Genomic DNA, 25,980 nt, shown 5'->3' with positions numbered 1-25,980 from the left:
AGTCGCGATTCTCGCGCCGAGGCAACAAAAAGGATTGGTTGAGGGCGGAAGCGCGCGCAGCCATAATGCCCCAACATCTAGTGGGAACAGGTCATCGTGAATCAAAATAGAGCTATTTTGGCCGGCGCCGCCGCGGTTATTCTCGTGCTGGCCATCGGCGGGTATTTTATCTTCGGGTCCTCGAATGGCGGCGCCGAAGGCCGCGTCGACCGTTCGGCCTTCGAAGAGGAACTGATGGTTCCCGGCCCGCTCGGCGACATGACGATGGGCGACCCCAATGCCCCCGTTACCGTCATCGACTATGCCTCGCTCACCTGCGCGCATTGCGCCAGCTTCGAGGTCAACACGATGCCGCTCCTCAAGGAGCAATACATCGAAACCGGAAAGGTCTACTACATCCTGCGCGACTTCCCCTTCGATCCGATCGCGACGGCGGCTTTCATGCTGGCGCATTGCGCGGGGCCGGAGCGCTATTTCGGATTTGTCGGCGTGCTCTTTCGCCAGCAGCAGGCTTGGGCGTTCACGCAAACGCCGATGGAAGATCTCAAAGCGCTGGCGCGGCAAGGCGGGTTTTCCGAAGAGGCCTTCGACGCCTGCATGAAGAACCAGGAAATCTTCGACCACATCAAGGACAATGCGTTGCGCGGCGCAAAGACGTTCGGCGTCCGCTCCACACCGACTTTCTTCATCAATGGCGAGAAAGTCGAAGGCGCATTGCCCTGGAGCCAGTTCGAACCGCTGATCCAGAAGGCGCTGGCGGGTCAGGACATCACGTCATCCGGAACGCCGGAGGGCGCATCGACGCCGGTCGAAGAATAGCCGCCACGCCTGCACTTTTCGAAGACAGAGACAACGCCAGAGATCGAGAAACACAGTGAAGTTCAATCGCCTCCGCCTTTCGGGTTTCAAATCCTTCGTCGATCCGACCGATGTCGTCATCGAGCCGGGGCTGACCGGCATTGTCGGTCCAAACGGCTGCGGCAAGTCGAACCTGCTCGAGGCGATGCGCTGGGTGATGGGCGAAAACTCGTTCAAGAACATGCGCGGCTCGGGCATGGAGGATGTGATCTTCTCCGGCACCAGCGGCCGCCCGGCGCGCAACCATGCCGAGGTCGTTCTCTATATAGACAATGGCGACCGCTCGGCGCCGCCCGCCTATAACGACAGCGAAACCATCGAAGTGTCGCGGCGGATCGAGCGCGACCAGGGCTCGACCTATCGCATCAACGGCCGCGAAGTGCGGGCGCGCGACGTGCAGTTGCTTTTCGCCGACGCGTCGACGGGCGCGCATTCGCCGGCACTGGTGCGTCAGGGTCAGATCGCGCAGCTCATCTCGTCGAAGCCGATCAACCGCCGCCGCATTCTCGAAGAAGCGGCCGGTATCACCGGGCTCTATACGCGCCGTCACGAGGCGGAACTTCGGCTGCGGGCGGCGGAGACCAACCTCACCCGCCTCGACGATGTGGTGGCGCAGCTTGAATCGCAGCTTGCGAGCCTCAAGCGGCAAGCGCGGCAGGCCGTGCGCTACCGCAATCTGTCGGGCCATATCCGCGAAGCGGAAGCGATCCTGCTGCATCTCAAATGGACCCATGCGGTCGAGTTGCTGGCGCATGAGGAAGAGCGGCTTGCGACGACCGATATTCGCGTCACCGAGCTGACCCGCGAGGCGGCAGCGGCATCGACCATGGAAGCGCAGGCCGCCGACGCACTGCCGCCCTTGCGCGAAACCGAAGCGGCGGCGGCCGCGCGGCTGCACCGTCTTACCGTCGAGCGCGACAATCTCGACGCCGAAGAAGCCCGCGCCCGCGAGCAAGCCGAGCGCCTGACGGCGCGGCTGCAGCAGATCGCGCAGGATCTCGCGCGCGAACGCGACCTGATCGAAGACACGCAAGCCGCCATCGCCCGGCTCGACGAGGAAGCCGGCGCGCTTCGTGCGGCTGAAGAAGGCCAGACGCAAGCGCAGGGCGAGGCCGAGGCGCGTGTCGAGGAAACGCGCGGCCGGCTCGACGCGCGCGAGCATGAGCTCGACCAGCTCAACCAGGAAATCGCGCGGCTTTCCGCCGAGCGCAACAGCCTTGTGCGCAGCATCGATGCCGGCCGCCAGCGTATCGAAAAACTGGAGCGCCAGCTTGCCGAAATCGTCCGCGAGCGCGAGACGCTGGCGGATGCCGAGGAGAAGAAGGCGCAGATCGCACTGCAATCGGCGGAGCTCGATGCAGCGGCGGCGCGGATGGCCGATGCCGAGCGCGTCACGCTGGAAGCCGAAGAGGCGCGCCGCACCGCGCAGGAGGCTGAAAAGTCCGCGCGCGAACCGTTGCAGGTCGCCGAACGCGTGGCGGGAGATCTCGCGGCCGAAGCGAAGACGCTCACCGATCTGTTGTCGGTCGGCGAGAGCGACCTCTGGCCGCCGATGATCGACGCTGTGTCGGTCGAGCATGGCTACGAAACCGCGCTTGGCGCGGCACTCGGCGACGATCTTGCTGTGCCGGGCGACAAGGCGGCGCCGATCCACTGGGACGCGCTGCCGCCGTTCGAGACAGCGCCCGAACTTCCGGATGGCGCGACACCGCTTTCCTATTTCGTGCAAGGGCCGGCGGCACTTTCCCGCCGCCTGTCGCAAATCGGCATTGTCGTGTCGGGCGAAGACGGCAAGCGCCTGCAGGCGCTGCTCAAGCCAGGCCAGCGGCTTGTCACGCGCGAGGGCGCGCTGTGGCGCTGGGACGGCTACACGGCGGCAGCCGATGCGCCGACGGCGTCGGCCCGGCGGCTTGAACAACGCAACCGGCTGGCCGATCTCGAAGCCGAGCTCGGCGCGGCGCGCGAAAACGCAAGAGCGGCGCGTTCGGCTTTCGATGCCGCCCATGTCGCGGCCGAGGACGCGACGGCACGCGAACAGCAGCAAAGGCAGGCGCTGCGCGAGGCGCAAGCCGAACACAACCGCATCCGCGAAACGCTGACGGCAGCGGAGCGCGCGGCATCCGCGCAACTTTCACGTCTTGCGGCACTCACCGAATCCGAGGAGCGCCTGACCGGCGACCGGGTCGAAGCCGGCCGGACGCTTGAAGAAGCCGAAGTCGCGCTTCAAAACCTGAAGCCCGACGAGGAATTGCGGCTGCGTGCCAGCGAATTGCGCGATCTCGTGGCCTCCCTTCGGCTTGAGCTTTCCGAAGCGCGGGCCCAGCACGAAGGTTTGCGCCGCGAAGCCGAGGCGCGGACACGACGGCTCGATGTCATCGCCGAGGAAAGTGCGGCATGGCAGTCGCGCGCCGCCAACGCGGGCAAACAGATCGAGACGCTGGAAACGCGGCGCGTCGAAGCCGAAGCCGAATTGAAGACGCTCGAAAGCGTGCCGGCCCAGATCGAGGAAAAGCGGCACGCGCTGATGAGCCATATCGGCGCGGCCGAAACGGCGCGCGGGGAAGCGGCCGACGCGCTGGCAAGCGCCGAGAAACTGCTTTCCGAAACCACCAAACACGCAAAAGATGTGCAGTCGCATCTCGCCGAAACGCGCGAGGAACGGGCGCGGATCGACGGGCTGGTGGACGGTGCGCGGGAGCGGCGGCGCGAGGCAGAAGAGCGCGTGCGGGAGGTGCTGGAGTGCGAACCGGCGGACGCGCTGGCGCAGGCCAATCTCGCCGAAGGCGCCGACCTGCCGGACCTCGAACAGATCGACGCCAAGCTCGAACGGCTGAAGCGCGAACGCGAAAGCCTTGGCGGCGTCAACCTTCGCGCCGAGGAAGAAGCGCGCGAGTTGACCGAGCAGCTCGAAACCATGACCGGCGAGCGCGAAGACCTAGTCAGCGCCATCGCCAAACTGCGTCAGGGCATCGGCAGCCTCAATCGCGAGGGCCGGGAGCGGATGCTCGAAGCGTTCGAGAAGGTCAACGCCAATTTCTCGCGGCTCTTCACGCATCTCTTCGGCGGCGGCGAAGCGCATCTGAAGCTCACCGAGTCCGACGATCCGCTGGAAGCCGGCCTCGAAATTTTCGCGCGTCCGCCGGGCAAGCGGCTTCAGGTGATGTCGCTTCTATCGGGCGGCGAGCAGGCGCTGACCGCGATGTCGCTGATCTTCGCCGTGTTCCTCACCAACCCCTCGCCGATCTGCGTGCTGGACGAGGTGGACGCGCCGCTGGACGACGCCAATGTCGAACGCTTCTGCGATCTGATGGACGAGATGACGCGCACCACCGATACGCGCTTCCTGATCATCACCCATCACGCGCTGACGATGGCGCGCATGAACCGGCTGTTCGGCGTCACCATGCAGGAGCGCGGTGTCTCGACGCTGGTGTCGGTCGATCTCGACGTGGCGGAGCGGATTCGCGAGGCGTCCTGAGCGTTCGCCGGCCGCACCTGCCGCAACGGAAAGGCCCCCTTTCAGGGGGCCTTTTTCGTGCGACCGCCAGACTCGTTTCGCGGCTGCGCCGAGGCCGAATGCCGCAGCCGCGAAAGACATCGGAATTGTCTTTTTTTACAATGACTTACCTGTCACTCAGCGGTTCTTGACAGTGCCAGACCCTGCAAGTAGGGTGCGCGCGGCTTGAGGCAGGGCTCTGCATTTGCAGCGGGGCTTTTTCGCGGGGAGCATGGCGTTTTGGCGGACCATCAGGACGGCAAAACTCCGGACACTTCCGGCGCGGAAAAGGGGCGCAACTCCGATCTCGCGGATTTCGGCGCCAGGCTGCGGAAAACGCAGCAGGCCCACCTGAAGCCCGCGTCCGGCAGGGGCCGGAGCACGGCCATGGGCATTGCCTTCCGGCTGGTCACCGAACTGGTGGCCGGCGTTTTTGTCGGGATGGCGATCGGCTGGGTTCTGGACGGCTGGCTCGGCACGCGGCCCTGGTTTTTGCTGGTGTTTTTCTTCATCGGCGCGGCGGCGGGCATTTTGAATGTGTACCGGGCGGCACGGCAGATCGCCGCTTCAGCCGAACGGGACGCAAGCGGCGATCAACAGGGCTGAGGCCCATCCGAGACAAGGGCGGCGAGCGTGGCGACAGAAAACGCAGAACATGGCGGCGGCGGCGGCTTCGCCATCGACCCGATGCACCAGTTCGAGATCAAGACGCTTTTCCCGATGCAGTTCGGGAATATCGATGCTTCCTTCACCAATTCATCGCTGTTCATGGTTCTGGCCGCCGCGGTCGTGACCGGCCTGATGCTCACCGGCATCAACCGCCGCGCCATGGTGCCGGGACGGCTGCAATCGATCGTCGAGCTCTCCTACGAGTTCATCGCCAACATGCTGCGCGACAATGTCGGCTCGGCGGGTTTGCGTTTCTTCCCCTTCGTGTTCACGCTCTTCACGTTCATTCTGGCGTGCAACCTCCTGGGCATGATCCCCTATTCCTTCACGGTGACCAGCCACATCATCGTCACCTTCGCGCTCGCCTTCTTCATCTTTATCGGCGTGACGATCATCGGCTTTGCCGTGCATGGGATCGGCTTCGTGAAGTTCTTCGTTCCGCATGGCGTCCCGGTCTACCTGCTGCCGCTGGTGGTGCCGATCGAGGTCGTGTCGTACCTGACGCGTCCGATCAGCCTGTCGGTTCGTCTCTTCGCCAACATGATGGCCGGTCATACGGTTCTGAAGGTGTTCGCGGGCTTCGTCATCGCGCTCGGCGCCTTCGGCGTCGCGCCCGGCATCGTGCCGCTGGTGTTCATGGTCGGTCTGACCGGCCTCGAAGTCCTTGTCGCGGCGCTGCAGGCCTATGTGTTCGCGATCCTGACCTGCATCTATCTCAACGACGCCTTGCATATGCACTGAGGCGCCGGCCCAAACGGGGCGGAAGCCCTTTCGATCAACCGCAACGGGGCGCGACCCGCACCCTTTACGACAACGGAGACTGAAGACCATGGAAGCAGAAGCTGCAAAGCTCATCGGTGCGGGTATCGCCTGTATCGCTCTTGCCGGCGCCGGCGTCGGCATCGGCACGATTTTCGGCAACTACCTGGCGGGCGCCCTGCGCAACCCGACCGCGGCGCAGGGCCAGTTCGGCAATGCGCTGCTCGGCTTCGCACTTGCCGAAGCGACGGGCCTGTTCGGCCTCGCCGTCGCGTTCCTGATCCTCTTCGCGTTCTGATCGGCGCGAACGCTCGCGTGTTCCGGCGCCGCCTTGTTGCGCGGCGCCGGCAATCGCTTTCAGGAGAAGCGGCATGCCGCAACTAGAATTTCATACCTTCGTGCCGCAGCTTGTCTGGCTGGCGATCACGTTCGGCTTTCTCTATCTGATGATGGCCCGCGTGGCGCTGCCGCGCATCGCCAACGTCCTTGAGGAACGCCGCGACCGCATCGCCGACGATCTCGACCAGGCCGAGCAGTTCAAGCGGCAGACGGACGAAGCCATTGCCGCCTACGAGAAGGCACTGGCGGATGCCCGCGCCAACGCGCATGAGATCGCGCAGGCGACCCGCGACAAGCTGAACGAAGAAACCGAACGGCAGCGAAAGTCGATCGAGGCGCGCCTCGCCGAAAAAATCGCCGCCGCCGAAAAGCAGATTGCCGCGACCAAGGAAAAGGCGCTCGGCAATGTGCGTGCCGTGGCCATTGAGGTGGCCGATGCCGTTGTCACCGAACTCCTCGGCGGTGCCGACCGTGCCGCCGCCGAGCGCGCGGTCGACGGCGAACTCAAATAGAAGGACCGGAACCCATGTTCGCGTCTCCCGATTTCTGGGTGCTGATTTCCTTCCTGATGTTCATCGGGCTGCTGGTCTACTACAAGGTGCCCGGCATGATCGGGGGGCTTCTCGACAAACGCGCCGCCGACATCGCGGCCGAACTCGACGAAGCACGGCGGCTGCGCGAGGAGGCGCAACAGCTTCTCGCCTCCTACCAGCGCAAGCAGCGCGAAGCCATGAAAGAGGCCGAGGACATCGTTGCCCAGGCGAAGGTCGAGGCCGAGAACCTCGCCAGGGAAATCCGCGCCAATATGGAAGCGCAGGTCGAGCGGCGCACCAGGCTCGCCGAGGACAAGATTGCCCAGGCCGAATCGCAGGCGCTGAGCGAGGTCCGCGCAACCGCCGCCAATGTGGCCATCGGCGCGGCCCGCAAGGTGATCGCCGACAAGGTGACCGCGGCTGAAGACGAAAAGCTGGTCGAACGCTCGATCGCAGATCTCGCCTCCAAGCTGCACTGAGGCAAACCGGCCTTCAAAAAGCCCCGCCCCGCGCAAGCCGGGCGGGGTTTTTGTTTGCATTCGCCGCCGCTCCGCCCCTTCAATAGATCAACCGCGGGAGGGGCGACCATGCTGAACAACTACACAAAGACCGAATTCACCCATGAGGACGAAACCCGCCCGGTCTATGTGCGGGGGCATGGCCCGGCCGTCATCGTCATCCACGAAATTCCCGGCATCACCCCGGAGGTGATCCGCTTTTCCGACTGGGTGGTCGACGCCGGGTTTCGCGTCTACATGCCCGAACTGCTGGGCGAGGCCGGCAAACCGCTGACAAACGGCTATGTGCTTTCCTCGATCGCAAAGCTCTGTGTGCGCCGCGAGTTCCACATCCTTGCGTCCAACCGGTCGAGCCCCGTCACCGTCTGGCTCCGCGCGCTGGCGCGGCACGCGCATGAGGAGGCCGGCGGCAAGGGCGTCGGCGCGGTCGGCATGTGCTTCTCGGGAAATTTCGCGCTATCGATGATGATGGAGCCGACGATGCTGGCGCCCGTCCTGTCGCAGCCCTCGATGCCTTTCCCGGCCGGCGCGGCGCGCAAGGCGGCGCTGCATGTGTCGCCGGAGGAGCTTGCTTGCGTCAAGGATCGCTGTGCGAAGGGCGCCAAGGTGCTGGGCCTGCGCTTCAAGGGCGACTTCATGTGCCCGCCGGAAAAGTTCGAGAGCCTGCGCCGCGAGCTCGGCGATGCGTTCGAAGGAATCGAAATCGACGACCGCCACGCCAATCCCGATTCGCCAGCCCCGAAGCCGCATTCGGTGCTGACCGTCGACCTGATCGACCGCGACGGCGAACCGACCAAGGAGGCGGCCAAGCGCGTGATCGCGTTTTTTCAGGAGCGTCTCAAGGCGGCCTGACCGCTTTCGACAATCGTCAGCTCCGGCCACTTTTCCTTCCAGCGCGCGGCCTTCTCGGCGAGACGGTCGGCGTTGAAATTGGCGACGGGATTCGGACGGATGGTCATGGTCTCGATGTCGCCGAAGCCGAAGGGGGCATAGGTTCGCAAGCCCCCGCCCGCCGCCTGCACGCCAACCATGCAGGCCGGCGCCAGAAAGCGGTCGATGCCGTCGCAGGCACATGTCAACTGCGGATAGGGCATGCCAAATTTTTCCGGATACCAGAGGTGGACGCGCGCCTGGTTGCGCAATTCGACTTCGATGCCGCGCGGCGCGAAGAGAGCGTGCGCACACGCGATGGCGCGATCTTCCGCGTCCCAACTCGTGTCGGGGTCGAAATAGAAGACGTCGTAGTCCTTGATGCCGTAATCCGGTGCGCGGCCTGTCAGCCCGTTCCAGACCGCCTGAAAGAGGCTGCCCGACACAAGCCATGCGTCTGGCAGATCGAGTTCGGGCAGCAGGTCGAGGATCGCGCGGTTGGTCTCGTTGGCGAGCGCCAGCGAAAGAAACCGCGCTTCGTCCATCCCTATTCGGCCGCCTGTTTCGGGGCGGGCGGCACCCAGCGCAGCACCGGGCTGCGGGCGGCGGCGGTTTCGTCGAGGCGGCGGCGCGGCGAAAGGTAAGGCGCGCCGGTGAAGCGTTCCTTGTCGTTCGACTTCGCGGCGCGGGCGAGATCCTTCAGCGTCGCAATGAAGAGATCGACGGCCTGTTTCGATTCCGTCTCGGTCGGCTCGATCAGCAGCGCGCCATGCACCACCAGCGGGAAATACATCGTCATCGGGTGGTAGCCCTCGTCGATCATCGCCTTGGCGAAGTCGAGCGTTTCGACGCCTGTGCCCTTCAGGAAGCGATCGTCGAACAGCGCCTCATGCATGCACGGGCCTTCAAATGGCGCCGAGAGATCGTTCTTCAGCGAGGCCAAGACATAATTGGCGTTCAGCACCGCGTCCTCGGCGACCTGGCGCAGCCCGTCCGAACCGTGGCTCATCATGTAGGCCAGCGCGCGAACGAACATGCCCATCTGGCCGTGGAAGGCGGTCATGCGGCCGAAGGGCGTTGTGCCGTCGGCCTTCGCGTCCTCGGCCGTTTCGACCAGACGGAAACCGTCCGTCCCGTGCACCACATAGGGGCGTGGCGCGAAGGGCGCCAGCGCCTCGGAGAAGACCACCGGCCCCGCGCCCGGCCCGCCGCCGCCATGCGGCGTCGAGAAGGTCTTGTGCAGGTTGATGTGCATGGCGTCGACGCCGAGATCACCCGGCCGTACGCGGCCGACAATGGCGTTGAAGTTGGCGCCGTCGCAGTAGAAATAGGCGCCCGCTTCATGCACCGCATCGGCGATTTCGATGATGTCGCGTTCGAAAAGGCCGCAGGTGTTCGGGTTGGTCAGCATGATCGCGGCGACATCGGGCCCGAGCTTCGCCTTGAAGGCTTCGAGATCGACACGACCTTCCTTCGTTGCCGGAATGGCATCGACCTTGTAGCCGAGCAGCGCCGCCGTCGCCGGGTTGGTGCCATGCGCCGATTCGGGTACCAGCACGCGGCTGCGCGCTTCGTCCTCGCCGCGCGCGATCAGCGCCGCGCGAATGGCCATCATGCCGCAGAGCTCGCCATGTGCGCCGGCCTTGGGTGAAAGCGCCACGCCCGGCATACCTGTCAGTTCTTTCAACCAATGCGCCAGCGTGTCCATCAGTTCAAGCGCGCCTTGCACCGTTTTGACCGGCTGCAACGGGTGCAGATCGCCAATGCCCGGCAGCCGCGCCATTTTTTCGTTGAGGCGCGGATTGTGTTTCATCGTGCAGGAGCCGAGCGGATAGAGACCGGCGTCGATCGAGTAGTTCTTGGCCGACAGCCGCACATAGTGCCGCACGATCTCTGGCTCCGACACGCTGGGCAGGCCGATGCGCCCATGGCGCTCGAAATTTCCGAGGCGCGCGGTGAAGGGGGCGGGCTCATCGAGATCGACGCCGCAGGCACCCGGATTGTCGAGTTCAAAAAGGAGCGCCTCTTCGAGCTGCAAGGCGCGGTTGCCGGTGAAGGTCTCATGCGCGGCCGACGATGCACCGGCGATCGAGGTCGGGCGTCCTTGTTTGTTCATTCCGGACATCAGAGCACCTCCTCAAGCGCGGCGGCATAGGCGGCACGGTCCGCATCGGTATTGATTTCGGTTGAGGCGACGATCAGCAAATCGTCGAGCCCGGCGCCCGGCAGCAGACGCGATGCCGGCACGCCGCCGAGCACGCCCTTGTCGGCCAGCGCATCGACGACTTCGGCTGCCGGCCTGGACAAGCGCATCGTGAATTCGTTGAAGAAAGCCTGGTTGAGAATTTCGACACCCGGCACTTTCGCCAGCCGTTCAGCAAGGTTGACGGCGGCGGCGTGGTTGATGCGCGCGAGACGCTTGTAGCCCTCCTCACCCAACAACGACATATGGATCGTGAAGGCGAGGCAACAGAGGCCCGAGTTCGTGCAGATGTTGGATGTCGCCTTTTCGCGGCGGATGTGCTGTTCGCGCGTCGACAGCGTCAGCACGAAGCCGCGCTTGCCATCGGCGTCGACCGTCTCGCCGCAGAGGCGGCCGGGCATCTGGCGGATGAACTTCTGTCGTGTGGCGAAGAGACCGACATAGGGCCCGCCGAAATTGAGGCCGTTGCCGATCGACTGCCCCTCGCCCACCACAATGTCGGCACCCATCTCGCCGGGCGGCGTGACGGCGCCCAGCGAAACGATCTCCGGCACGACCGCGATCAGCAGCGCGCCCTTCGCATGTGCGGCCTCGGCGATGGGGCGAAGATCGACCAACTCACCGAAGAAACCCGGCGTCTGCACGACGACGCAACTCGTGTCGTCGGCGATATGGGCGACGATGTCTTCGGTCGTTCCCGGCACCGCCGCCGGCATCACCTCGAGTTCGTAGTCGGCGAATTCCGACAGGTTGCGGACGACCTCGGCATATTGCGGGTGCAACGTGCCCGACAACACGGCCTTCTTGCGCCTGGTCACGCGATGCGCCATCAGCACCGCCTCGCCGCATCCGGTCGAGCCGTCATACATCGAGGCGTTCGCCACTTCCATGCCGGTGATCATCGCCACCTGGGTCTGGAATTCGAACAGGTATTGCAGCGTGCCTTGCGTAATCTCGGGCTGATAGGGCGTGTAGGAGGTGAGGAACTCCGAACGCTGGATCAGATGATCGACGGAAGCCGGCACATGATGGCGATAGGCGCCCGCACCGACGAAGAACGGCACCGAACCGGCCGCGACGTTCCTTGAGGCCATCTTTGCGAGTGCGCGCTCGACATCGAGCTCGCCCTTGCGGCGCGGCAGATCGACAAGACCTTCGAGGCGCGCACGTTCCGGCACATCGCGGAACAGCTCGTCGACAGTTTTCGCGCCGATGACGCCGAGCATTTCGCGGCGGTCGGTTTCGGTCAGGGGCAGGTAGCGCATAATCGCAACATCCTTGTTCGGGCTTGTGCGGAGTTGATGGCCGCGGTGCCGGCGCGGCCGGTTCAGTGGAGACTTTCGACGAATTCCTTGTAGGCGCTCTCGTCCATCAGCTTGTCGAGCTCGGAAGGATCGGACATACGCAGTTTGACGAACCAGCCATCGCCCATCGCGTCTTCATTGACGCCGGCGGGCGTCGCCTCGATATCGCCGTTGACGTCGATCACCTCGCCGCTGACCGGCGTGTAAACCTCGCTGGCGGCCTTGACGCTTTCAACGACCGCCGCTTCGTCGCCGGCTTCGATGGTCTTGCCAACTTCCGGCAATTCCACATAGACGACGTCGCCCAGCTGTTCCTGCGCATAGTCCGTGATGCCGATGGTGGCGATGTCGCCGTCCACACGGACCCATTCATGCTGATCGGTAAAACGAATGTCGCTCATCTGAAGTCCCCTGATCCCTTGCTGGAGGCCACTCTCAATTGCCCCGGTAGAAACGTTTTTCGACAAACGGCATCGCCGCGACATGCGCGGCGCGTCCCTTGCCCCGCACCATCAACTCGACCGCCGTGCCGGATTTCGCCGCGTCCGCGTCGACATAGCCCATCGCGATCGGACCGCCGACACTCGGGCCGTAGCCGCCGCTCGTCACCACGCCGATCTTTTTTCCATCGGCATAGATCTCAGTGCCTTCGCGTGCAGGCGCCTTGCCCTCCGGCAGCAAACCGACGCGTTTGCGCGGTGCACCGGCCGCGATCTGATCCAGAATGATTTTTGCGCCGGGAAAGTTCGCTTCGGTGCGGCGGCGCTTGCCGATCGCCCAGCCAAGCGCGGCTTCGATCGGCGTCGTCGTTTCGTCGATGTCGTGGCCATAGAGACAAAGCCCGGCCTCGAGGCGCAGCGAGTCGCGAGCGCCAAGTCCGATGGGTTTCACTTCCGGTTCAGCCAACAGTTTTTTCGTCAGCGCCGCGGCATCTTTCGCCGGCATCGAAATCTCGTAACCGTCTTCGCCGGTATAGCCCGAGCGGCTGACCATGCAGGGAACGCCAGCGACATCCATATCGCGCGCGGTCATAAATGTCTGCGACGCCGCTTGCGGCGCGAAGCGGGCAAACACCTCCGCCGCCTTCGGACCCTGCAATGCGATCAGCGCGCGGTCCTCAAGACGTTCCAGCACGACGCCCGAGGGGAGATTGGCGGCAATGTGAGCGAAGTCGGCATCCTTGCAGGCGGCATTGACGATCAGGAAAAGTTTTCCATCCGTCTGTGTCCGCGTCACCATCAGGTCGTCGCGGATGCCGCCCTTGTCGTTCAACAACAAAGTGTAGCGGATGGCGCCGGGCGCGAGGCCGAGAATGTCGCCCGGCGTTAACGCTTCGACCGCGCGGGCGGCCGTTTCATGGTCGCGCGCGGTGAGGAAGGCCTGCCCCATATGCGAGACGTCGAAGAGACCGGCGGCGTCGCGCGTGTGCAGATGTTCGGCGAGAACGCCGTCTGGATATTGCACCGGCATGTCGTAGCCGGCGAACGGCACCATCTTCGCGCCCAGTTCGATATGGAGCGCGTGAAGCGGCGTTATCTTCAAGATGTCCGTGGTGACGGCAGGGTCCGACATTGGGCTTCCAGGCTCGTCCCGCCGGCGATTTGGGCGATGGACGAAAACGAATCGAGTTGGCCGCTACCCGGCGGATTTCTCCGCTTGTAGCGCCCCACTCTGTCGCTGAACCTGAGAGATTTCGCGGTGAGGGAACGCGTTCCCGTCGCTTACGCCCTTCGGTGAGACCGGCCAGTCAATGCCGGGCTGCTTTCCAGAGATTCATCCCCCTGCGGTCCTTGGTGCCTGAGAGTTTCCGGGGCGGTTGCTCCTTCGGCGTCGGAATCCAGTCGAAATTTAGGTTCCGATCTCTCCCGCAGGGTTCGTCTGTGTGTCGCCGATCATATGGACGGGGCGGCGAGAGTCAATCGATGCCGTCCGAAAAATGGCCGAATCACAAGGTTTTCAGCGGATTCAGCGGATGGGCGTATAGGCCACCTGGCGGTTGTATTCGAGTTGTTCCGCCGTCAGCTGGAAGCCGACCAGGACCTGATAGATGCGCCCGTCGGCGGTGCCGCCATAGGGAAGAATCGTTCCGTCGACCGTCTTGAGGAAGCGCGCCTGACGCTGACCGGCCGGGAAGCTCACCGGAATCTGGTAGACCTGCTTCTTGTCCAGCGTGTCAAAACGGCGGGTTACCGCCACAAAAACGTTGAAAACGAGATCGCGCGAGGTCGCGGCCGGTCCGAGTTCGGCGATGCCATCAAATGCGAGATCGACGCTGATTGTTGCGTCGCTTGTGTTGTAGGTGCATTTGGAGACGACGCGGCCGATCTCGGCGCGGGCAACGATGTCGGTGAGGTCGGTGCCGGCGCCGCGCAACAAGGTGATGTGGTCGGTTTCGCCCAGCACCCCTACCTGTGGACAGGGAAGCTGCGTGGTGCCGCCTTCCTTTTCGCTGCTGCCGAACGGATTGAGCGAGGAGCAGCCGCCCAAGGCCAGCGCCAGCGACGCGACCAGCGCCAGGGAAAGTCTGCTAAGTCGTTGCGGCGCAATCGAAATCGGCATCTGATCTCACTCTGTTGTGGCGGGCGCGAGCGGCTGGCTGCCGATCGGTGGCTTTCTTGACTTTCCCGGATGGGGCCCCTCTAGTACCGGCGATGGAGCGTTCCCCGAAAGCCTTGCATTTCATACGGTTAGCAAGACGGGCGGGCGCTCCCGACGGCGCGGAAACTCTATCGGAGAGCTCCCGAAGTCACAAGACGGCACGGATTCACGCGCCGCTGTCATCGATCTGTCAAAAAACTGTCACATGACTGTCACAAACCAGAAACCGCCCCTCACCCTGCTGCTCGCAAATCCGCGCGGATTTTGCGCCGGGGTCGACCGCGCCATCCAGATTGTCGAAATGGCGATCGAGAAATTCGGCGCGCCGGTCTATGTGCGCCACGAGATCGTGCATAACCGCTTCGTGGTCGAGAGCCTGGAGCGCAAGGGAGCGGTCTTCGTCGAGGAACTGGATGAGGTGCCGGCCGGGGCGCGGGTGATTTTTTCGGCACACGGCGTGCCGAAATCCGTGCCGGCGGAAGCCGAGACGCGCGAACTCTTTTATCTCGACGCCACCTGCCCGCTCGTCTCGAAGGTGCATGTCGAAGCCGAGCGGCTGCACGAACGCGGCCTCGAAATCCTGCTGATCGGCCATGCCGGACACCCGGAAGTCATCGGCACGATGGGGCAGTTGCCGGAAGGCGCGGTCAGGCTCATCGAAACGGCGGCGGACGCCGAAGCGTTCCGCCCGCGCGACCCCGCGAAGCTTGCTTTCGTCACGCAGACGACGCTGTCGGTCGACGACACGGCGGAGATCGTGGCGGTGCTGCGCCGCCGCTTCCCCGAGATCGCCGGTCCGCACAAGGAAGATATCTGCTACGCGACGACCAACCGGCAGGAGGCGGTGAAGGCGATCGCGCCGCGCGCCGAGGCGATGCTGGTGATCGGCGCGCCCAATTCGTCGAACTCGATGCGGCTTGTCGAAGTCGCCGAACGCGCGGGCTGCGCTTACGCCGCGCTGGTGCAGCGCGCCGCCGACATCGACTGGCAGGCGCTCGGGCGCCCCGCGACCGTCGGCCTGACGGCGGGGGCGAGCGCGCCCGATGTGCTGGTCGAGGAGGTGATCGAGGCCTTCCGCCAGCGCTTCGAGGTGACGGTCGAGGATGTTCCGGTGCGCCGCGAATCGGTACAGTTCAAGCTGCCGCGCGCGCTGGCGGTCTGACCGGGGAAATTCATGGCCGTCTATACGGAAGTGCCCGACGAGGAACTCGAAGCCTTTCTCGCCGCCTACGACATCGGCGCGCTGCTCTCTTACAAGGGCATCGCCGAGGGCGTCGAGAATTCCAACTACATGCTGCACACCGACAAGGGCGTCTTCTTCCTGACGCTTTATGAAAAGCGCGTGGCGGCGGGCGACCTCCCCTTCTTTCTCGGGCTGATGAACCATCTGGCCGGGCGCGGCATCAACTGCCCGACGCCGATCCGCAACCGCGCGGGCGAAATGCTGGGCGAACTCAGCGGGCGGCCGGCCGCCATCATCAGCTTTCTCGAAGGCGTGCATGTGCGCCGCCCGCAGCCGCGCCATTGCGTCGAGGTGGGTGCCGCGCTCGCGAAACTGCATCTCGCGGGCCGCGACTTCGCGCTCCAGCGGCCGAACGCGCTCAATGTCGATGCCTGGGGGCCGCTTTTCGACAGCTGCCGCGCCGGCGCCGACGCCGTGGCCGCCGGCCTTGCGGCGGAACTCGACCGCGAACTCAACCAGCTCGCGCGCGATTGGCCGCGCGACTTGCCGGCGGGCGTCATCCATGCCGATCTCTTTCCCGACAATGTGTTTTTCATCGGCGACCGCTTGTCGGGCCTGATCGATTTCTATTTCGCCTGCAACGACGCCTTCGCCTACGACCTCGCGATCTGCCTCAACGCCTGGTGCTTCGAAAGCGACGGCGCCTTCAACATCACCAAGGCCCGCGCGCTGCTGCAGGCCTATACGCAGGTGCGGCCGCTCGACGCGGCGGAACTGGCGACGCTGCCGCTGCTGGCGCGCGGCGCGGCGATGCGCTTTCTGCTGACGCGGCTTTACGACTGGATCAACCATCCGCCGGGGGCTTTCGTGAAGCCGAAGAACCCGAAGGAATATCTCACGCGGCTGCGCTTTCACCGCGGCGTTTCATCGCCGGCCGGTTACGGGCTCGACGCATGAGCGGCGAGACGGTCGACATCTATACGGACGGCGCCTGCTCGGGCAATCCCGGCCCCGGCGGCTGGGGGGCGCTGATGATCTGGAACGGGCACGAGAAGGAAATCTCGGGCGGCGAGCCGGCGACCACCAACAACCGCATGGAGCTGATGGCCGCGATCATGGGCCTCGAAGCGCTGAAGCGCGGCACGCGCGTGCGCATCCACACCGACAGCACCTATGTGAAGGACGGCATCACGAAATGGATTCACAACTGGAAAAAGAACGGCTGGAAGAACGCCGCGAAACAGCCGGTGAAGAATGCCGAACTCTGGAAGCGCCTCGAAGCGGCGCTTGAGAGCCATGATGTGAGCTGGCACTGGGTGAAGGGACATTCCGACCACCCGGAGAACGACCGCGCGGATGCGCTGGCACGGCAGGGGATGGGGCCGTATTTGGCGGGGTGAGGGGGTGGGATGGCTGAAAGCCCGCAGTGATCGACGTCAACGCTCGTCACTGTCTGCTCCGCCCTGCTATCGCATTACTTTGTTCCAGTCGATCTTGTGACCGGCCGCCTCAAGCTCTTTCGCAAGGCTCTGTTTCCAACCCGTCCCTTCGTAGGATTCCCAAACGACGCCGGCGAAGTCGCTTGGGATTTCCACCACCCCCCGCTTGAGAGCGAGCACACGATCACGCCCTAGCTTTCCGATAAAGTAGCCAAGCTCGAGCAGAACGTTCTGGCGTGCTCGCGGCTCGAGTTCCGTCATGTCTTTGGCACGACCAACATCATCGGGGGTGAGAAGAATGATCGCGAAACCGACATCGCTGTGGGCTTCGACTTTCTCGATCACAGTGCGGCCGCGGCTGGCTTGCTCGTGCAAGATAATGGCCTCAAAGCCGAGCTTTTCGAGAAAGCGAGCGACCGCTTCACGCGCCTCGCCATCATGCCCATGAACGATGAATACCTTATTCGACATGGGCAGCACGATCGACATACGGCGCGTACCCTGAGTTACCACGTACGCTTTATAGTCGCGTGCAAAGGGAATTATAAGCTGGGTCGTAACTGCCTGAATGTCGCGGGTCATATTGTTGCCCGAGTAGTAGAACGTGTGGGCAAAGTCATGCATGAAGTCCGGATCATCGCAAAACTTCAGCGCAAGCAAGAGGCGAAGTCCAAGGACCTGACCGTCGTCATCAGGCCAATCGAGTTGCGCTGTCCCAATCATACCGCCTTGCGTCGCCTCACCGGCGGCTATGAACGCATCAACATCGAGGCCCTGCACAAGATCAGCATTGACGGTCGCAAGGTCAGGGTGGCGGAGAAGCCTGCCGAGGCGTTTTAGCGGCTGGGTGAAAGTCTGAGAGTCGGAACTCTGCAGGTCTAGCACTGCATTGTTGATCTGCTCGAACAAATCGAGGCTCTGGTTCATGCGGAGCCTTTCAGGCGCGCTGCGGCTGCGCGCTCGAGAATAGCCTCGCGAGATTTCTCCTTGAGAGCGTCGGCCATTTGTCGAATCAGAAGATTGTTCTCGGACCCGTCGAACTTCGCATCGACCATCGCCTCCATCGAGGTAATCGCCTGCGCGATGCTGGCCGGATCATTGGGGTCGAATTGCACGGTGCCGATATCGCCGTCAGCATCCGCCGCTGCCCAAGCCGCCTTTTTTAGGGTTTTTTGCAGCTTGTCTAGACCTTTGATCTTCATGGGCCCTCCCCTTTCGACGACTCTATTGGTTCCCATGCAGTATAGATCACCAAACGGACGAGGCGTAGTGTCGAAGAGATACGTCAGGTACGGACCCAGCCCGAGCGGGAGTGACGGACAGCGCCTCTTTCCAAAGAGGATCGCTGTCTGTCGCCGAACATAAATTCTCGTGCCATTTTTGGGAGATTGCGTAGCAGCGACGGGATCTCTGCTTCTGGCACCTCGCGGCGAAACAAGCCACCTGACATGGAACGAAGCGGATTTCCACGATGGCCGCTCATGGCGCGAAGGTCACGAATCGTCCGGACCCATCGTTCACGGACTGCACCTGATCCATAGCAGTCATAGCAGGGCCCGTATGAGTGTTTTTACAGGCGGCCTGATACGGAGGAGCAGATGAAAGCCGAAGAATTCTGGAAGAATTTCAATCTAGGCACTGAACTCGATATCTCTGGGCGTTTTCTCTACGATGGACTGTACGCTTTCCATCTCATGGAAAACTTCACACGTGAGGAGGATGCTTTTGAGGTTCTCTATTCGGTAGCGGTGGGTGTCGAGCGTCTCATCAAGATCGCGCTCATCCTATCAAACCATGACAAGAGCACGGACCGGGAAGCGTTCGAAAGCGAACTGATAACACACAGCCATCAGGAACTGCTATATCGTCTCGCTGTCAGCCACCCCATCAACATCGGCAAAGTTCACCATGACTTTGTTGCAATGCTAGCGGATTTCTACAAATCCAGCCGGTACGGTCGCTATAGCTTGGCCTCGGCAGCAGCCCCGACAAAAGAACGTGATGATCTCATTGCATTTTTGGAGAAGCATCTGCATATCGAGATTGATGTCACGACGATGTTCGGCGTCACAAAAAACAATCTTAAAATCAGAAAATTCTTCGGCAAAGTTGTCTCAAAGATAGCTCTGCCAATCTACAAGATCATCTACGAAGAGGCAGGCCGCCTCAAACTGTATACATACGAGGTCCAGTACGGCACCAAAGCCTCGAAGATTTTCACGTTCAAGAGGTTCGACTTCTTTGACGAGGACATTCTGCAAGCGGAATTGCTAACCTATTTTATGTCCGACAAGGCCTCTGGACCGAACTCGCAACTACTCCGGGAGGAAGCTGAGGCGCTTCCATTCGACCCCGCCGAAGAGCAGGACTACATGCTTGCTCTACGTTCGGAGAGGAAGAAATTGATGATCCTAGATCAGCTTGATGCCCTCTACGAAGAGCATGTCAGCGATGTGGCCAATCGACTTGAGCTAATGAGAGCCTCCTATTTCAGCCTTGATTTCCCCTTCGAGGATGAAGGCGAAGAAGACTCCTAGTGGCTCAAAGCGGCTGTCCGAGGTTGGCCGGTCAGGCCTGGCAATGACGAAGATGCGGCGGGTGATCGTTTTGCATGTGCCTTTGCCAACCATTCAGTGTCACCCCGGCGAAAGCCGGGGCCCACTCGCAGCGCCTCTTGCTGCGGCTTTTGAAATCGTGCGTCGGCGCTGACGCCGCGTACCGTCGCCCTTGCTGAGGGAACCACCCGCCTTCGCAACGCTAGGGCGTCGCTTCGGCGGGCAGGATGGGCCCCGGCTTTTGCCGGGGTGACATTGTGTTTTTGGGTGACGGGAAGCAGGTTGGCACGCGAAGCCGCGAAGGCCGCGAAGAAGAGATTGCTATTGAATGCCACAGCAAGAGGCGCGGCACATGGACTCCGGCTTTCTCCCTTCGCTGCGTTGCAGCTTCGGGAGACAGGTCGCCGGGGTGACACAGTGTTTTTGGGCGGCGGGAGAGATTCAAATTGCGATGGGCGCTTGCGCTTCGGGCGATCAGACCTTTTCCGTTTCCTTCGGGGCCGAAACGCGGCGGGGCTTTGCCTCCGCTTTGGGCCGGGGCAGGAGGCGGAAGCGGGACTGGCACCATGCGAAGTCGATGCCGACATCGAGCAGCGCGTCGGAACGGCCGCAGGGGCAGGCAAATTCCAGCACGGCGAGCACGCGGTAGGTCTCGCCGGCCTGCAGCGGCACCGGCTGGCCGGTGACATGGTTCGGGGCGGCGTTGACGCAAAGAACGATATCGCCGGGTCCGACTGCGTCGCTCATGGCTTCCATCCCTTGTGCGGGCATTGTCCGGGGACAAGTTTAGTCTTCGGCCGGCGCGGGGGAAAGGCCGGTGGACGGCGCGCCGGGGGTCTGGCGGAAGACGGCCATCTGGCTGGCGCCGCCGAGAAGGGAGTGGCGGCCGGCGATGTCGTGGCGGGTGACGGCATAGCCGTGGCGGGCGGCGACGCCGGCGGCCCAGCGGGCGAATTTCGCGCGGTCCCATTCGAAGCGGTGACCGGGGTGGCGGAACCTGTGGGACGGGACGCCGAGCAGCGCGTTGAACTCGGCATTGGGCGTGGTGACGATCACCGTTTCGGGATGGAGGCGCGCAAAGACCGCGTGTTCGAGCGTCGAGAGGCGGTCGGGCGCGATGTGTTCGATCGTTTCGATCAGCACGGCGCAATCGACGCCGGCAAGCGCGGGGTGATGTTCGGTCATCGAGCCCTGCATCAGTTCGACACGGGCCGCCGGCGCCGCACCGGTGCGGGTGCGGGCGCGGGCGAGACGGGCGCGCAGGCGGGCCAGCGCATCGGGGCAGAGGTCGAGGCCGACGATCCGTTCGATGCGCGGCTCGACGGCGAGGCGCAGCAGCAGGTCGCCGTCGCCGCAGCCGAGATCGGCGATGGTGCGGGCGCCACATGCCCGCACCGCGTCGCGCGCGGCGTCGAGCCGCTGTTCGTGGAGCCAGCCGGTCAGAGCTGCTTCAGCATGTTTTCGGCGCCCGACACTTCGGCCTTGCCGCCGGCGGGCTCCATGTTGAGGCTTTTGACGACGCCGTCCTCGACCAGCATCGAATAGCGCTGCGAGCGCATTCCCATGCCGAAGCCCGAGCCGTCGAAACCGAGGCCGAGCGCCTTGGTGAAGTCGCCATTGCCGTCGCCGAGCATCGTCACCTTGCCGCCGGCGCCCTGCGCCTTGCCCCAGGCGCCCATGACGAAGGCGTCGTTGACCGAGAGGCAGGCGATTTCGTCGACGCCCTTGGCCTTGAAGGTTTCGGCATTCTGGATGAAGCCCGGCAGGTGCTGGTTGGAGCAGGTGGGCGTGAAGGCGCCGGGCAGCGCGAAGACGACAACCTTGCGGCCGGCGAAATATTCCGACGTCTTGAGCGGCGCGGGGCCCTTGTCGGTCAGTTGCATCAGGGTCGCATCGGGAATGCGGTCTCCGACCTTGATCGTCATGGCTGGCTCCTTGGTGTGTTTGGGTTTTTCGGGTGATTGTTGGGGCGCATTAAAGCGCCAATCGGCGCCGCCCGCCAGCCCCGGCGGGCACGCGTTTCAGGGCGTCCACCAGCCGATATGGGCGGTTTCGGCACCGGCAAGGATGAAGCCGAGCCTTTCGCCGGCAAGCGCGGCGGCCGAGAGCGCGCCGACCTCGACGGTGTAATGCAGGGTGTCGCCGGCGCGGCGGACATCGGGCACGCCGAACCAGACGCCTTCCGGCCCGTCGACGATGAGTTGCGGCGCGGCGCAGGGGCGCGGGCAGCCGGTGTAGGCGATTTCGAGCACCGGCGCTTCGGCCTCGCGCCAGCGGATGGCGAGTGCTTGCGGATCTTCAAGCGGTTGCGGCAGGCGGGCGAGCGCGGCGACGAGGCGCGGCAGAGCGGGCGAAGGTTCGGCGTGCGCGGCGGGCGGCACGGTGAGCGCGAGGCCGGCGTCGCGGGGCACGCAGATGCTGTCGGAACAGACGCCATAGGTCATCGCGACGTTCAGCGCGACCGGCAAGGCGGGATCGGCGGGGACGACGCGGAGCGGCCAGATCACTTCGTTTTCGTAGCCATAGGTGACGTCGCCCGGATCGTCGAAGCGGCGCGGCGCCGGCCAGCCGAGATCGATGTCCGCGACATTTTCCGACGCCGACCAGTCGAACGTGGGCGCGATGCCGCTGTCGCCCGGATTTTTCCAATAGGTCTTCCAGCCGGGCGCAAGCCGCATGTCGATGCCGGCCAGAAACGGCGCGCCGTCATGCGCCGCGACCGCCGCTTCGATGGCGACGGCGGACGCGCGCTCGGCACCTGCGGACGCCGCGGGCAGCGGCAACAGCGCGACTGCCGCCGCGCCGAGCAGCGTTCGCCACAATTTCATCGATTTCCGCACGTGCAATCCTTCTTCGCCGGTTGCCTTGCAGAATATCAGATCGCACAGACCGGCGAAACGCCGCGCGATACGATGCGTGACACATGACGCGTGACACATGATGCGTGACATGGGGCCCGCGAGAGGGCAGGATTTCAGGTGTGCAACACGCCAACGGCCGGAGGCAGGCAGCCCATGAGCCCGATGTCGGCGGATTTCAGCTACCAGCCCGGCGATGACGGGTTTCTCGAAGGCAAGATGCTGATCGCCATGCCGACGATCGGCGATACGCGGTTCGAGCGGACGCTGATCTATATGTGCGTTCACAATCCGGACGGCGCGATGGGCATTGTCGTCAACAAGCTCGCGCCCAACATCACCTTTCCCGATCTCCTCGAGCGCCTGTCGATCGCGATGCCGGACGCGGCGGAGCGGATCACCTGCCCCGTGCTTGTCGGCGGGCCGGTGGAAATGGGCCGCGGCTTCGTGCTGCATACGCAGGATTATTTCTCGGAAGAGTCGACGCTGCCGGTCGACGAGGATGTCGGCTTGACGGCCAGCGTCGACATTCTGCGCGCGATGGCCGGCGGTCACGGTCCGCGCCAGGCGCTGCTGGCGCTCGGCTATGCCGGATGGGCGCCCGGCCAGCTCGATGCCGAAATCCAGAGCAATGGCTGGCTGCATTGCGACCCCGACCCGGATTTGCTGTTCGGCCTCGACATCGAGACGAAATATCAAAAGGCGCTGGCGAAACTCGGCGTCGATATTTCGCTGCTGTCGGGCGATGCCGGCCACGCCTAGAGTCGTTGTTTTGTCGCGTTTTCGAACGCAAAACCGGCAGCCACTTTTGCTGAAAACGCTCCGGTCAGCGCCGCCAGTGACGGGCGATGAAGTCGAGCGCCTCGGCGGCGGGCATCGGCTGGCCGAAATAATAGCCCTGCCCGTAGTCGCAACCCATGCCGGCAAGATCGCGCGCCTGCGTCTCGCTTTCGGTGCCTTCGGCCACCACTTCCATGCCCAGATCATGCGCCAGCGTCACCATCGAGCGGATGATCAGCGGCGTTTCGCGGTCGGCCGACATGCCGGCGACGAATGAGCGATCGACCTTCAGCGTGTCGAAGGGAAAGCGCTGCAGATAGCTCAGGCTCGAATAGCCGGTGCCGAAATCGTCGAGCGAAAGTCCGGCGCCGAGCGCCTTCAGGCGCGCCAGCATCGTTGCCGCGAATTCCGGATTTTCCATCACCAGCGATTCCGTGACTTCGAGCTTCAGCGAGCCCCGTTCGATGTCGATGCGGTTCAGGACGCGCTTCACGTCCTCGATCAGGTCGTGACGCAGCAACTGGCGGCTCGACACGTTGACGCTGACGGTGAGCGGCCGCTCCATCGGAAAGAGTTTCTGCCAGGTCGCCAGTTCCTCGCTCGCGACGCGAAGCGCAAAGCGCCCGATTTCGGTGATGACGCCGAGTTCCTCGGCGAGCGGCACGAAATTGTCCGGCGCCAGCAATCCTTCCTTCGGATGGTTCCAGCGGATCAGCGCCTCGAAGCCGCGCACGCCGCCATCCGTCAACGACATGATGGGCTGATAGTAGAGCTCCATCTCCTTGCGCTCGATCGCATGACGCAGATCCGTTTCAAGCGTCAGGTTGTCGTCGGTCTCGGCGCGCATTGCCGGTTCGAACATGTCGATCCGCGCCTTGCCGAGACGCTTGGCGCGATACATCGCGATTTCGGCTTCGGTGAAGAGTTCTTCGGGGTTTTCGTGCGCGTCCTCGCAGATCGCCACGCCGATCGACGATGTCGGATAGACCTCGTGACCCGCCACCTCGATCGGCTGGCGAAGAAACTCGCTCGCCTGTTCGGCGAAGGCGCGGGCATCGTCGCGCCGGGTGCGCGAGGTCAGCAGAACGGCGAAGGCGTCGCCGTCGATGCGGGCGACCGTGTCGTCCTGCGTTACCAGCGATTCCAGCCGCCGGGCAATCGCGATCAGCAGCGCATCGCCGCCCGAATGACCGAGACTGTCGTTGACGGTCTTGAAGCGGTCGAGATCGATCAGCAGGATCGCGGCGCGCGGACGGTCGAGAAGATCGGGCCGGCGAATGGCGCGCTCGAGGCGGTCCATGAAGAGCGCGCGGTTGGGCAGGCCCGTCAGGCTGTCATGCACGCTGTCATGCAGCAGCCGCTCTTCGGCGTGTTTGCGCGCCGAGATGTCGCGCACCGTGCCAATGCAGCGCGCGGTGCCCGTGTCGGCGGCGGCGACGCAACTGGCGCTGAGCGCGACCCAACGGAAAGCGCCGTCGGAGTGGCGCATGCGGAACTCAAGCGTGAAAGACACGTTGCCGCGATGGAAATAGGCATTGAGAGCGGTGCGATATGTCTCGCGGTCGGCAGGATGCATATGCTCGCGCCAGAGAACCTCGTTGCCATCCAGCGTACCGGCGTCGAGCCCGAGCATCGCCTCCACCGATGGCGACACATAGAGCCGGTCGTTGGTCGCATCCCAGTCCCAGACGCCCATGCGCGCGCCCGAAAGCGCGAAGGCGTTGCGCTGTTCGCTGCGCAAGGTGCCGAGATCGGCGCGGCGGCGGCCGCCCTGCGCGTGATAGGCCGCGGCAAAGGCAAAGAGCGTCAGCGCCGCCGTCAGGAGCCCGCCCGCAAAGGTCGTACCCGCAAAGGTGCCGGGGACCCAACCTGCCGTATGAAGCGCGGCAACGAGCCCCGCAAACCCGAACAGCACGGCGCCCGGAATGAGGAGCTGAGCCGGGCGGACGCCGCGGAGCGCGGCCATCACCACCAGCGGCACGCCGGCGGCGACGGCGATGGTGACGATGCCGCGCACGTAGAAAGCGCCGAGCGGGACACTGACAAGCGCCAGCGGAATGCCGGCCAGCGCCGCATATGACATCAGGCGCGCAAGGCGCGAGGGCCATTTAGCAAGACGTTCGAGATCGAGAAAAAATCGCTCAAGCGCGAATACGGCGGCGGCGAAAAGCGCCAGCGCCGAGGTGCGGATCGTCAAGTCCCAGCGCGGTCCGAGATCGAAAAGTGCCGCGATGTAGCCGAACTCCGCCAGCAGCACGAGAAAGCCGGTGCCGAGAAGACCCGCCGTTGCGCGGGCCGCGGCCACGCGGGTCAGGATCGCCAGCGCCGAGAGATAGATTGCAAAGGCCGCGACGACCGCAAGCATGCCGCCCTCGACCAGCGCCAGCCGCCGCATGAAGGACGTCCATGCATCGACATGCCAAAGATAGAGGCCCGCCGGCGGTTCGCCGGCGTGAAGCGCCACGGTGATGCTGGTTTCGGCGTCCGCCGATATCGCAAAGACCGAAAAGCCGCGCCGCCGGTCGCCGGACACCGGCAGCGGGTCCTCGCCGCCCGCGGCCACGGCGCGGTCGATCGCCTCGCGCGGCAACGGCCAGAGCAAATTGCCAATCCCCTCGCCCCGCTCGTCGGCCACCAGATAGCGCCGCACCGGCTCGGCGGAACGGTTGCGCAGCGCGACGGCGAGCCATGTGCCGGTTGCGCCATCGCCGTCGAACAGCACGACAGTGCCGTCCGCCAGCACGCCTTCGTCGATTTCGGCCGCTTCATCTTCGATTTCGCTGGTGATTTCGGCGGTGCCGGACAGCGGCGGTTCGATTGTCAGACGCCGTCCGTCGGCCTTGTATTGCTCGGCATGGGGCGTCAGATCGACGGCCGGCGCCGGGTCGTCGAGCGCCACGGCGTCGAGCGCCAGCGCAGTGCCGGGGAGCGCGGCCGCCAAAAAAATCGCCGTGAGCGCGCCGCGCATGCGCGCTTTCATCTGGCCCCCTTGCCGCATCGGCCGCTAACTCCCCTTCG

At 64.0% G+C, this 25,980-nt stretch carries 26 protein-coding genes and 1 riboswitch; of the genes, 13 read left to right on the top strand and 13 right to left on the bottom strand.

Features of this window, described 5'->3' with window-relative positions; genetic code table 11:
- Nucleotides 1-117 precede the first annotated feature (117 nt).
- From KF719_RS14035 to KF719_RS14000, 8 genes are all read left to right on the top strand, one after another.
- Nucleotides 118-819: a DsbA family protein gene (locus tag KF719_RS14035; protein ID WP_293509331.1), complete on the top strand. Its 702-nt coding sequence runs from the start codon at nt 118-120 to the stop codon at nt 817-819.
- A 55-nt stretch (nt 820-874) separates the two neighbouring features.
- The gene (smc, locus tag KF719_RS14030; protein ID WP_293509330.1) at nt 875-4,336 is read left to right on the top strand and encodes a chromosome segregation protein SMC; all 3,462 of its coding nucleotides are present in this window, start codon (nt 875-877) and stop codon (nt 4,334-4,336) included.
- A 258-nt stretch (nt 4,337-4,594) separates the two neighbouring features.
- Nucleotides 4,595-4,960: an AtpZ/AtpI family protein gene (locus tag KF719_RS14025; protein ID WP_293509329.1), complete on the top strand. Its 366-nt coding sequence runs from the start codon at nt 4,595-4,597 to the stop codon at nt 4,958-4,960.
- An 81-nt stretch (nt 4,961-5,041) separates the two neighbouring features.
- Nucleotides 5,042-5,764 (top strand): F0F1 ATP synthase subunit A, encoded by a 723-nt coding sequence (locus tag KF719_RS14020; protein WP_293510663.1) that lies wholly within the window; start codon nt 5,042-5,044, stop codon nt 5,762-5,764.
- 88 nt (nt 5,765-5,852) lie between these two features.
- Entirely contained in the window at nt 5,853-6,080 is a 228-nt protein-coding gene (locus KF719_RS14015) for a F0F1 ATP synthase subunit C (protein ID WP_293509328.1), read from the top strand.
- Between the two features lie 73 nt (nt 6,081-6,153).
- Entirely contained in the window at nt 6,154-6,633 is a 480-nt protein-coding gene (locus tag KF719_RS14010; protein ID WP_293509327.1) for a F0F1 ATP synthase subunit B', read from the top strand.
- A 14-nt stretch (nt 6,634-6,647) separates the two neighbouring features.
- A complete protein-coding gene (locus KF719_RS14005; RefSeq protein ID WP_293509326.1) occupies nt 6,648-7,133 on the top strand; it encodes an ATP F0F1 synthase subunit B in 486 nt (161 codons plus the stop codon).
- Between the two features lie 108 nt (nt 7,134-7,241).
- Complete coding sequence (locus KF719_RS14000) at nt 7,242-8,024, top strand: dienelactone hydrolase family protein (protein ID WP_293509325.1); 783 nt, start codon at nt 7,242-7,244, stop codon at nt 8,022-8,024.
- Here the strand turns inward: KF719_RS14000 and KF719_RS13995 are convergent.
- The 6 genes from KF719_RS13995 to KF719_RS13970 all read right to left on the bottom strand — a co-directional run bounded on the left by KF719_RS13995 (nt 8,000) and on the right by KF719_RS13970 (nt 14,108).
- The gene (locus KF719_RS13995) at nt 8,000-8,587 is read right to left on the bottom strand and encodes a nucleotidyltransferase family protein (RefSeq protein ID WP_293509324.1); all 588 of its coding nucleotides are present in this window, start codon (nt 8,585-8,587) and stop codon (nt 8,000-8,002) included. The genes KF719_RS14000 and KF719_RS13995 overlap by 25 nt on opposite strands.
- A gap of 2 nt (nt 8,588-8,589) precedes the next feature.
- Complete coding sequence (gcvPB, locus tag KF719_RS13990; RefSeq protein ID WP_293510662.1) at nt 8,590-10,158, bottom strand: aminomethyl-transferring glycine dehydrogenase subunit GcvPB; 1,569 nt, start codon at nt 10,156-10,158, stop codon at nt 8,590-8,592.
- Nucleotides 10,159-10,166: 8 nt separating this feature from the next.
- On the bottom strand, nt 10,167-11,510 hold the full coding sequence (gcvPA, locus tag KF719_RS13985; protein ID WP_293509323.1) for an aminomethyl-transferring glycine dehydrogenase subunit GcvPA: 1,344 nt from the start codon (nt 11,508-11,510) through the stop codon (nt 10,167-10,169).
- Nucleotides 11,511-11,572: 62 nt separating this feature from the next.
- Nucleotides 11,573-11,950 (bottom strand): glycine cleavage system protein GcvH, encoded by a 378-nt coding sequence (gene gcvH / locus KF719_RS13980; RefSeq protein WP_293509322.1) that lies wholly within the window; start codon nt 11,948-11,950, stop codon nt 11,573-11,575.
- A 34-nt stretch (nt 11,951-11,984) separates the two neighbouring features.
- Nucleotides 11,985-13,121, bottom strand: coding sequence for a glycine cleavage system aminomethyltransferase GcvT (gcvT, locus tag KF719_RS13975; RefSeq protein ID WP_293509321.1), 1,137 nt, complete (start codon nt 13,119-13,121; stop codon nt 11,985-11,987).
- 202 nt (nt 13,122-13,323) lie between these two features.
- A riboswitch (glycine riboswitch) is annotated at nt 13,324-13,427 on the bottom strand.
- 87 nt (nt 13,428-13,514) lie between these two features.
- Nucleotides 13,515-14,108: a hypothetical protein gene (locus KF719_RS13970; RefSeq protein ID WP_293509320.1), complete on the bottom strand. Its 594-nt coding sequence runs from the start codon at nt 14,106-14,108 to the stop codon at nt 13,515-13,517.
- A gap of 244 nt (nt 14,109-14,352) precedes the next feature.
- On the opposite strand from KF719_RS13970, the gene ispH reads away from it, so the two are divergent.
- The 3 genes from ispH to rnhA are packed head-to-tail and all read left to right on the top strand — an operon-like array spanning nt 14,353 to nt 16,730.
- On the top strand, nt 14,353-15,309 hold the full coding sequence (ispH, locus tag KF719_RS13965) for a 4-hydroxy-3-methylbut-2-enyl diphosphate reductase (protein ID WP_293509319.1): 957 nt from the start codon (nt 14,353-14,355) through the stop codon (nt 15,307-15,309).
- Between the two features lie 12 nt (nt 15,310-15,321).
- Entirely contained in the window at nt 15,322-16,287 is a 966-nt protein-coding gene (locus tag KF719_RS13960) for a homoserine kinase (protein WP_293509318.1), read from the top strand.
- Complete coding sequence (rnhA, locus tag KF719_RS13955; RefSeq protein ID WP_293509317.1) at nt 16,284-16,730, top strand: ribonuclease HI; 447 nt, start codon at nt 16,284-16,286, stop codon at nt 16,728-16,730. The genes KF719_RS13960 and rnhA overlap by 4 nt, the downstream gene beginning before the upstream one ends.
- A 66-nt stretch (nt 16,731-16,796) precedes the next feature.
- Here rnhA and KF719_RS13950 read toward each other — a convergent pair whose 3' ends face one another.
- Entirely contained in the window at nt 16,797-17,696 is a 900-nt protein-coding gene (locus KF719_RS13950; protein WP_293509316.1) for a nucleotide-binding protein, read from the bottom strand.
- Nucleotides 17,693-17,971 (bottom strand): hypothetical protein, encoded by a 279-nt coding sequence (locus tag KF719_RS13945; RefSeq protein WP_293509315.1) that lies wholly within the window; start codon nt 17,969-17,971, stop codon nt 17,693-17,695. The genes KF719_RS13950 and KF719_RS13945 overlap by 4 nt, the downstream gene beginning before the upstream one ends.
- A gap of 396 nt (nt 17,972-18,367) precedes the next feature.
- Here KF719_RS13945 and KF719_RS13940 point away from each other — a divergent pair, with 396 nt between their 5' ends.
- Nucleotides 18,368-19,306, top strand: coding sequence for a hypothetical protein (locus tag KF719_RS13940; protein ID WP_293509314.1), 939 nt, complete (start codon nt 18,368-18,370; stop codon nt 19,304-19,306).
- 492 nt (nt 19,307-19,798) lie between these two features.
- On the opposite strand, the gene KF719_RS13935 is transcribed toward KF719_RS13940, so the two are convergent.
- The 4 genes from KF719_RS13935 to KF719_RS13920 all read right to left on the bottom strand — a co-directional run bounded on the left by KF719_RS13935 (nt 19,799) and on the right by KF719_RS13920 (nt 22,152).
- The gene (locus KF719_RS13935; protein WP_293509313.1) at nt 19,799-20,071 is read right to left on the bottom strand and encodes a hypothetical protein; all 273 of its coding nucleotides are present in this window, start codon (nt 20,069-20,071) and stop codon (nt 19,799-19,801) included.
- 39 nt (nt 20,072-20,110) lie between these two features.
- On the bottom strand, nt 20,111-20,719 hold the full coding sequence (locus tag KF719_RS13930) for a methyltransferase domain-containing protein (protein ID WP_293509312.1): 609 nt from the start codon (nt 20,717-20,719) through the stop codon (nt 20,111-20,113).
- Nucleotides 20,720-20,763: 44 nt separating this feature from the next.
- Nucleotides 20,764-21,249 (bottom strand): peroxiredoxin, encoded by a 486-nt coding sequence (locus tag KF719_RS13925; protein ID WP_293509311.1) that lies wholly within the window; start codon nt 21,247-21,249, stop codon nt 20,764-20,766.
- Nucleotides 21,250-21,345: 96 nt separating this feature from the next.
- Nucleotides 21,346-22,152 (bottom strand): protein-disulfide reductase DsbD domain-containing protein, encoded by an 807-nt coding sequence (locus tag KF719_RS13920; RefSeq protein WP_293509310.1) that lies wholly within the window; start codon nt 22,150-22,152, stop codon nt 21,346-21,348.
- Nucleotides 22,153-22,338: 186 nt separating this feature from the next.
- On the opposite strand from KF719_RS13920, the gene KF719_RS13915 reads away from it, so the two are divergent.
- Nucleotides 22,339-22,944, top strand: coding sequence for a YqgE/AlgH family protein (locus KF719_RS13915; RefSeq protein WP_293509309.1), 606 nt, complete (start codon nt 22,339-22,341; stop codon nt 22,942-22,944).
- A 64-nt stretch (nt 22,945-23,008) separates the two neighbouring features.
- On the opposite strand, the gene KF719_RS13910 is transcribed toward KF719_RS13915, so the two are convergent.
- Nucleotides 23,009-25,942: an EAL domain-containing protein gene (locus tag KF719_RS13910; protein WP_293509308.1), complete on the bottom strand. Its 2,934-nt coding sequence runs from the start codon at nt 25,940-25,942 to the stop codon at nt 23,009-23,011.
- Nucleotides 25,943-25,980 lie beyond the last annotated feature (38 nt).

The sequence above is a fragment of the Parvibaculum sp. genome, from assembly GCF_019635935.1.
In the GTDB taxonomy this organism is placed as follows: Bacteria; Pseudomonadota; Alphaproteobacteria; order Parvibaculales; family Parvibaculaceae; genus Parvibaculum.
This window is presented reverse-complemented; position numbering and strand designations above follow the sequence as displayed.

What these genes read in the sequence shown, in the direction of transcription:
- KF719_RS13950 (WP_293509316.1), bottom strand. Translation starts at nt 17,696, where the DNA reads ATGAACCAGAGCCTCGATTTGTTCGAGCAGATCAACAATGCAGTGCTA.
- rnhA (WP_293509317.1), top strand. Translation starts at nt 16,284, where the DNA reads ATGAGCGGCGAGACGGTCGACATCTATACGGACGGCGCCTGCTCGGGC.
- KF719_RS14000 (WP_293509325.1), top strand. Translation starts at nt 7,242, where the DNA reads ATGCTGAACAACTACACAAAGACCGAATTCACCCATGAGGACGAAACC.
- KF719_RS13940 (WP_293509314.1), top strand. Translation starts at nt 18,368, where the DNA reads ATGAAAGCCGAAGAATTCTGGAAGAATTTCAATCTAGGCACTGAACTC.
- KF719_RS13960 (WP_293509318.1), top strand. Translation starts at nt 15,322, where the DNA reads ATGGCCGTCTATACGGAAGTGCCCGACGAGGAACTCGAAGCCTTTCTC.
- KF719_RS14005 (WP_293509326.1), top strand. Translation starts at nt 6,648, where the DNA reads ATGTTCGCGTCTCCCGATTTCTGGGTGCTGATTTCCTTCCTGATGTTC.
- KF719_RS14015 (WP_293509328.1), top strand. Translation starts at nt 5,853, where the DNA reads ATGGAAGCAGAAGCTGCAAAGCTCATCGGTGCGGGTATCGCCTGTATC.
- KF719_RS13915 (WP_293509309.1), top strand. Translation starts at nt 22,339, where the DNA reads ATGAGCCCGATGTCGGCGGATTTCAGCTACCAGCCCGGCGATGACGGG.
- KF719_RS13945 (WP_293509315.1), bottom strand. Translation starts at nt 17,971, where the DNA reads ATGAAGATCAAAGGTCTAGACAAGCTGCAAAAAACCCTAAAAAAGGCG.
- KF719_RS13995 (WP_293509324.1), bottom strand. Translation starts at nt 8,587, where the DNA reads ATGGACGAAGCGCGGTTTCTTTCGCTGGCGCTCGCCAACGAGACCAAC.
- KF719_RS13935 (WP_293509313.1), bottom strand. Translation starts at nt 20,071, where the DNA reads ATGAGCGACGCAGTCGGACCCGGCGATATCGTTCTTTGCGTCAACGCC.
- KF719_RS13925 (WP_293509311.1), bottom strand. Translation starts at nt 21,249, where the DNA reads ATGACGATCAAGGTCGGAGACCGCATTCCCGATGCGACCCTGATGCAA.
- KF719_RS14010 (WP_293509327.1), top strand. Translation starts at nt 6,154, where the DNA reads ATGCCGCAACTAGAATTTCATACCTTCGTGCCGCAGCTTGTCTGGCTG.
- gcvPA (WP_293509323.1), bottom strand. Translation starts at nt 11,510, where the DNA reads ATGCGCTACCTGCCCCTGACCGAAACCGACCGCCGCGAAATGCTCGGC.
- ispH (WP_293509319.1), top strand. Translation starts at nt 14,353, where the DNA reads ATGACTGTCACAAACCAGAAACCGCCCCTCACCCTGCTGCTCGCAAAT.
- gcvPB (WP_293510662.1), bottom strand. Translation starts at nt 10,158, where the DNA reads ATGAACAAACAAGGACGCCCGACCTCGATCGCCGGTGCATCGTCGGCC.
- KF719_RS13920 (WP_293509310.1), bottom strand. Translation starts at nt 22,152, where the DNA reads ATGAAATTGTGGCGAACGCTGCTCGGCGCGGCGGCAGTCGCGCTGTTG.
- KF719_RS13970 (WP_293509320.1), bottom strand. Translation starts at nt 14,108, where the DNA reads ATGCCGATTTCGATTGCGCCGCAACGACTTAGCAGACTTTCCCTGGCG.
- KF719_RS13910 (WP_293509308.1), bottom strand. Translation starts at nt 25,942, where the DNA reads ATGAAAGCGCGCATGCGCGGCGCGCTCACGGCGATTTTTTTGGCGGCC.
- gcvH (WP_293509322.1), bottom strand. Translation starts at nt 11,950, where the DNA reads ATGAGCGACATTCGTTTTACCGATCAGCATGAATGGGTCCGTGTGGAC.
- KF719_RS14020 (WP_293510663.1), top strand. Translation starts at nt 5,042, where the DNA reads ATGCACCAGTTCGAGATCAAGACGCTTTTCCCGATGCAGTTCGGGAAT.
- gcvT (WP_293509321.1), bottom strand. Translation starts at nt 13,121, where the DNA reads ATGTCGGACCCTGCCGTCACCACGGACATCTTGAAGATAACGCCGCTT.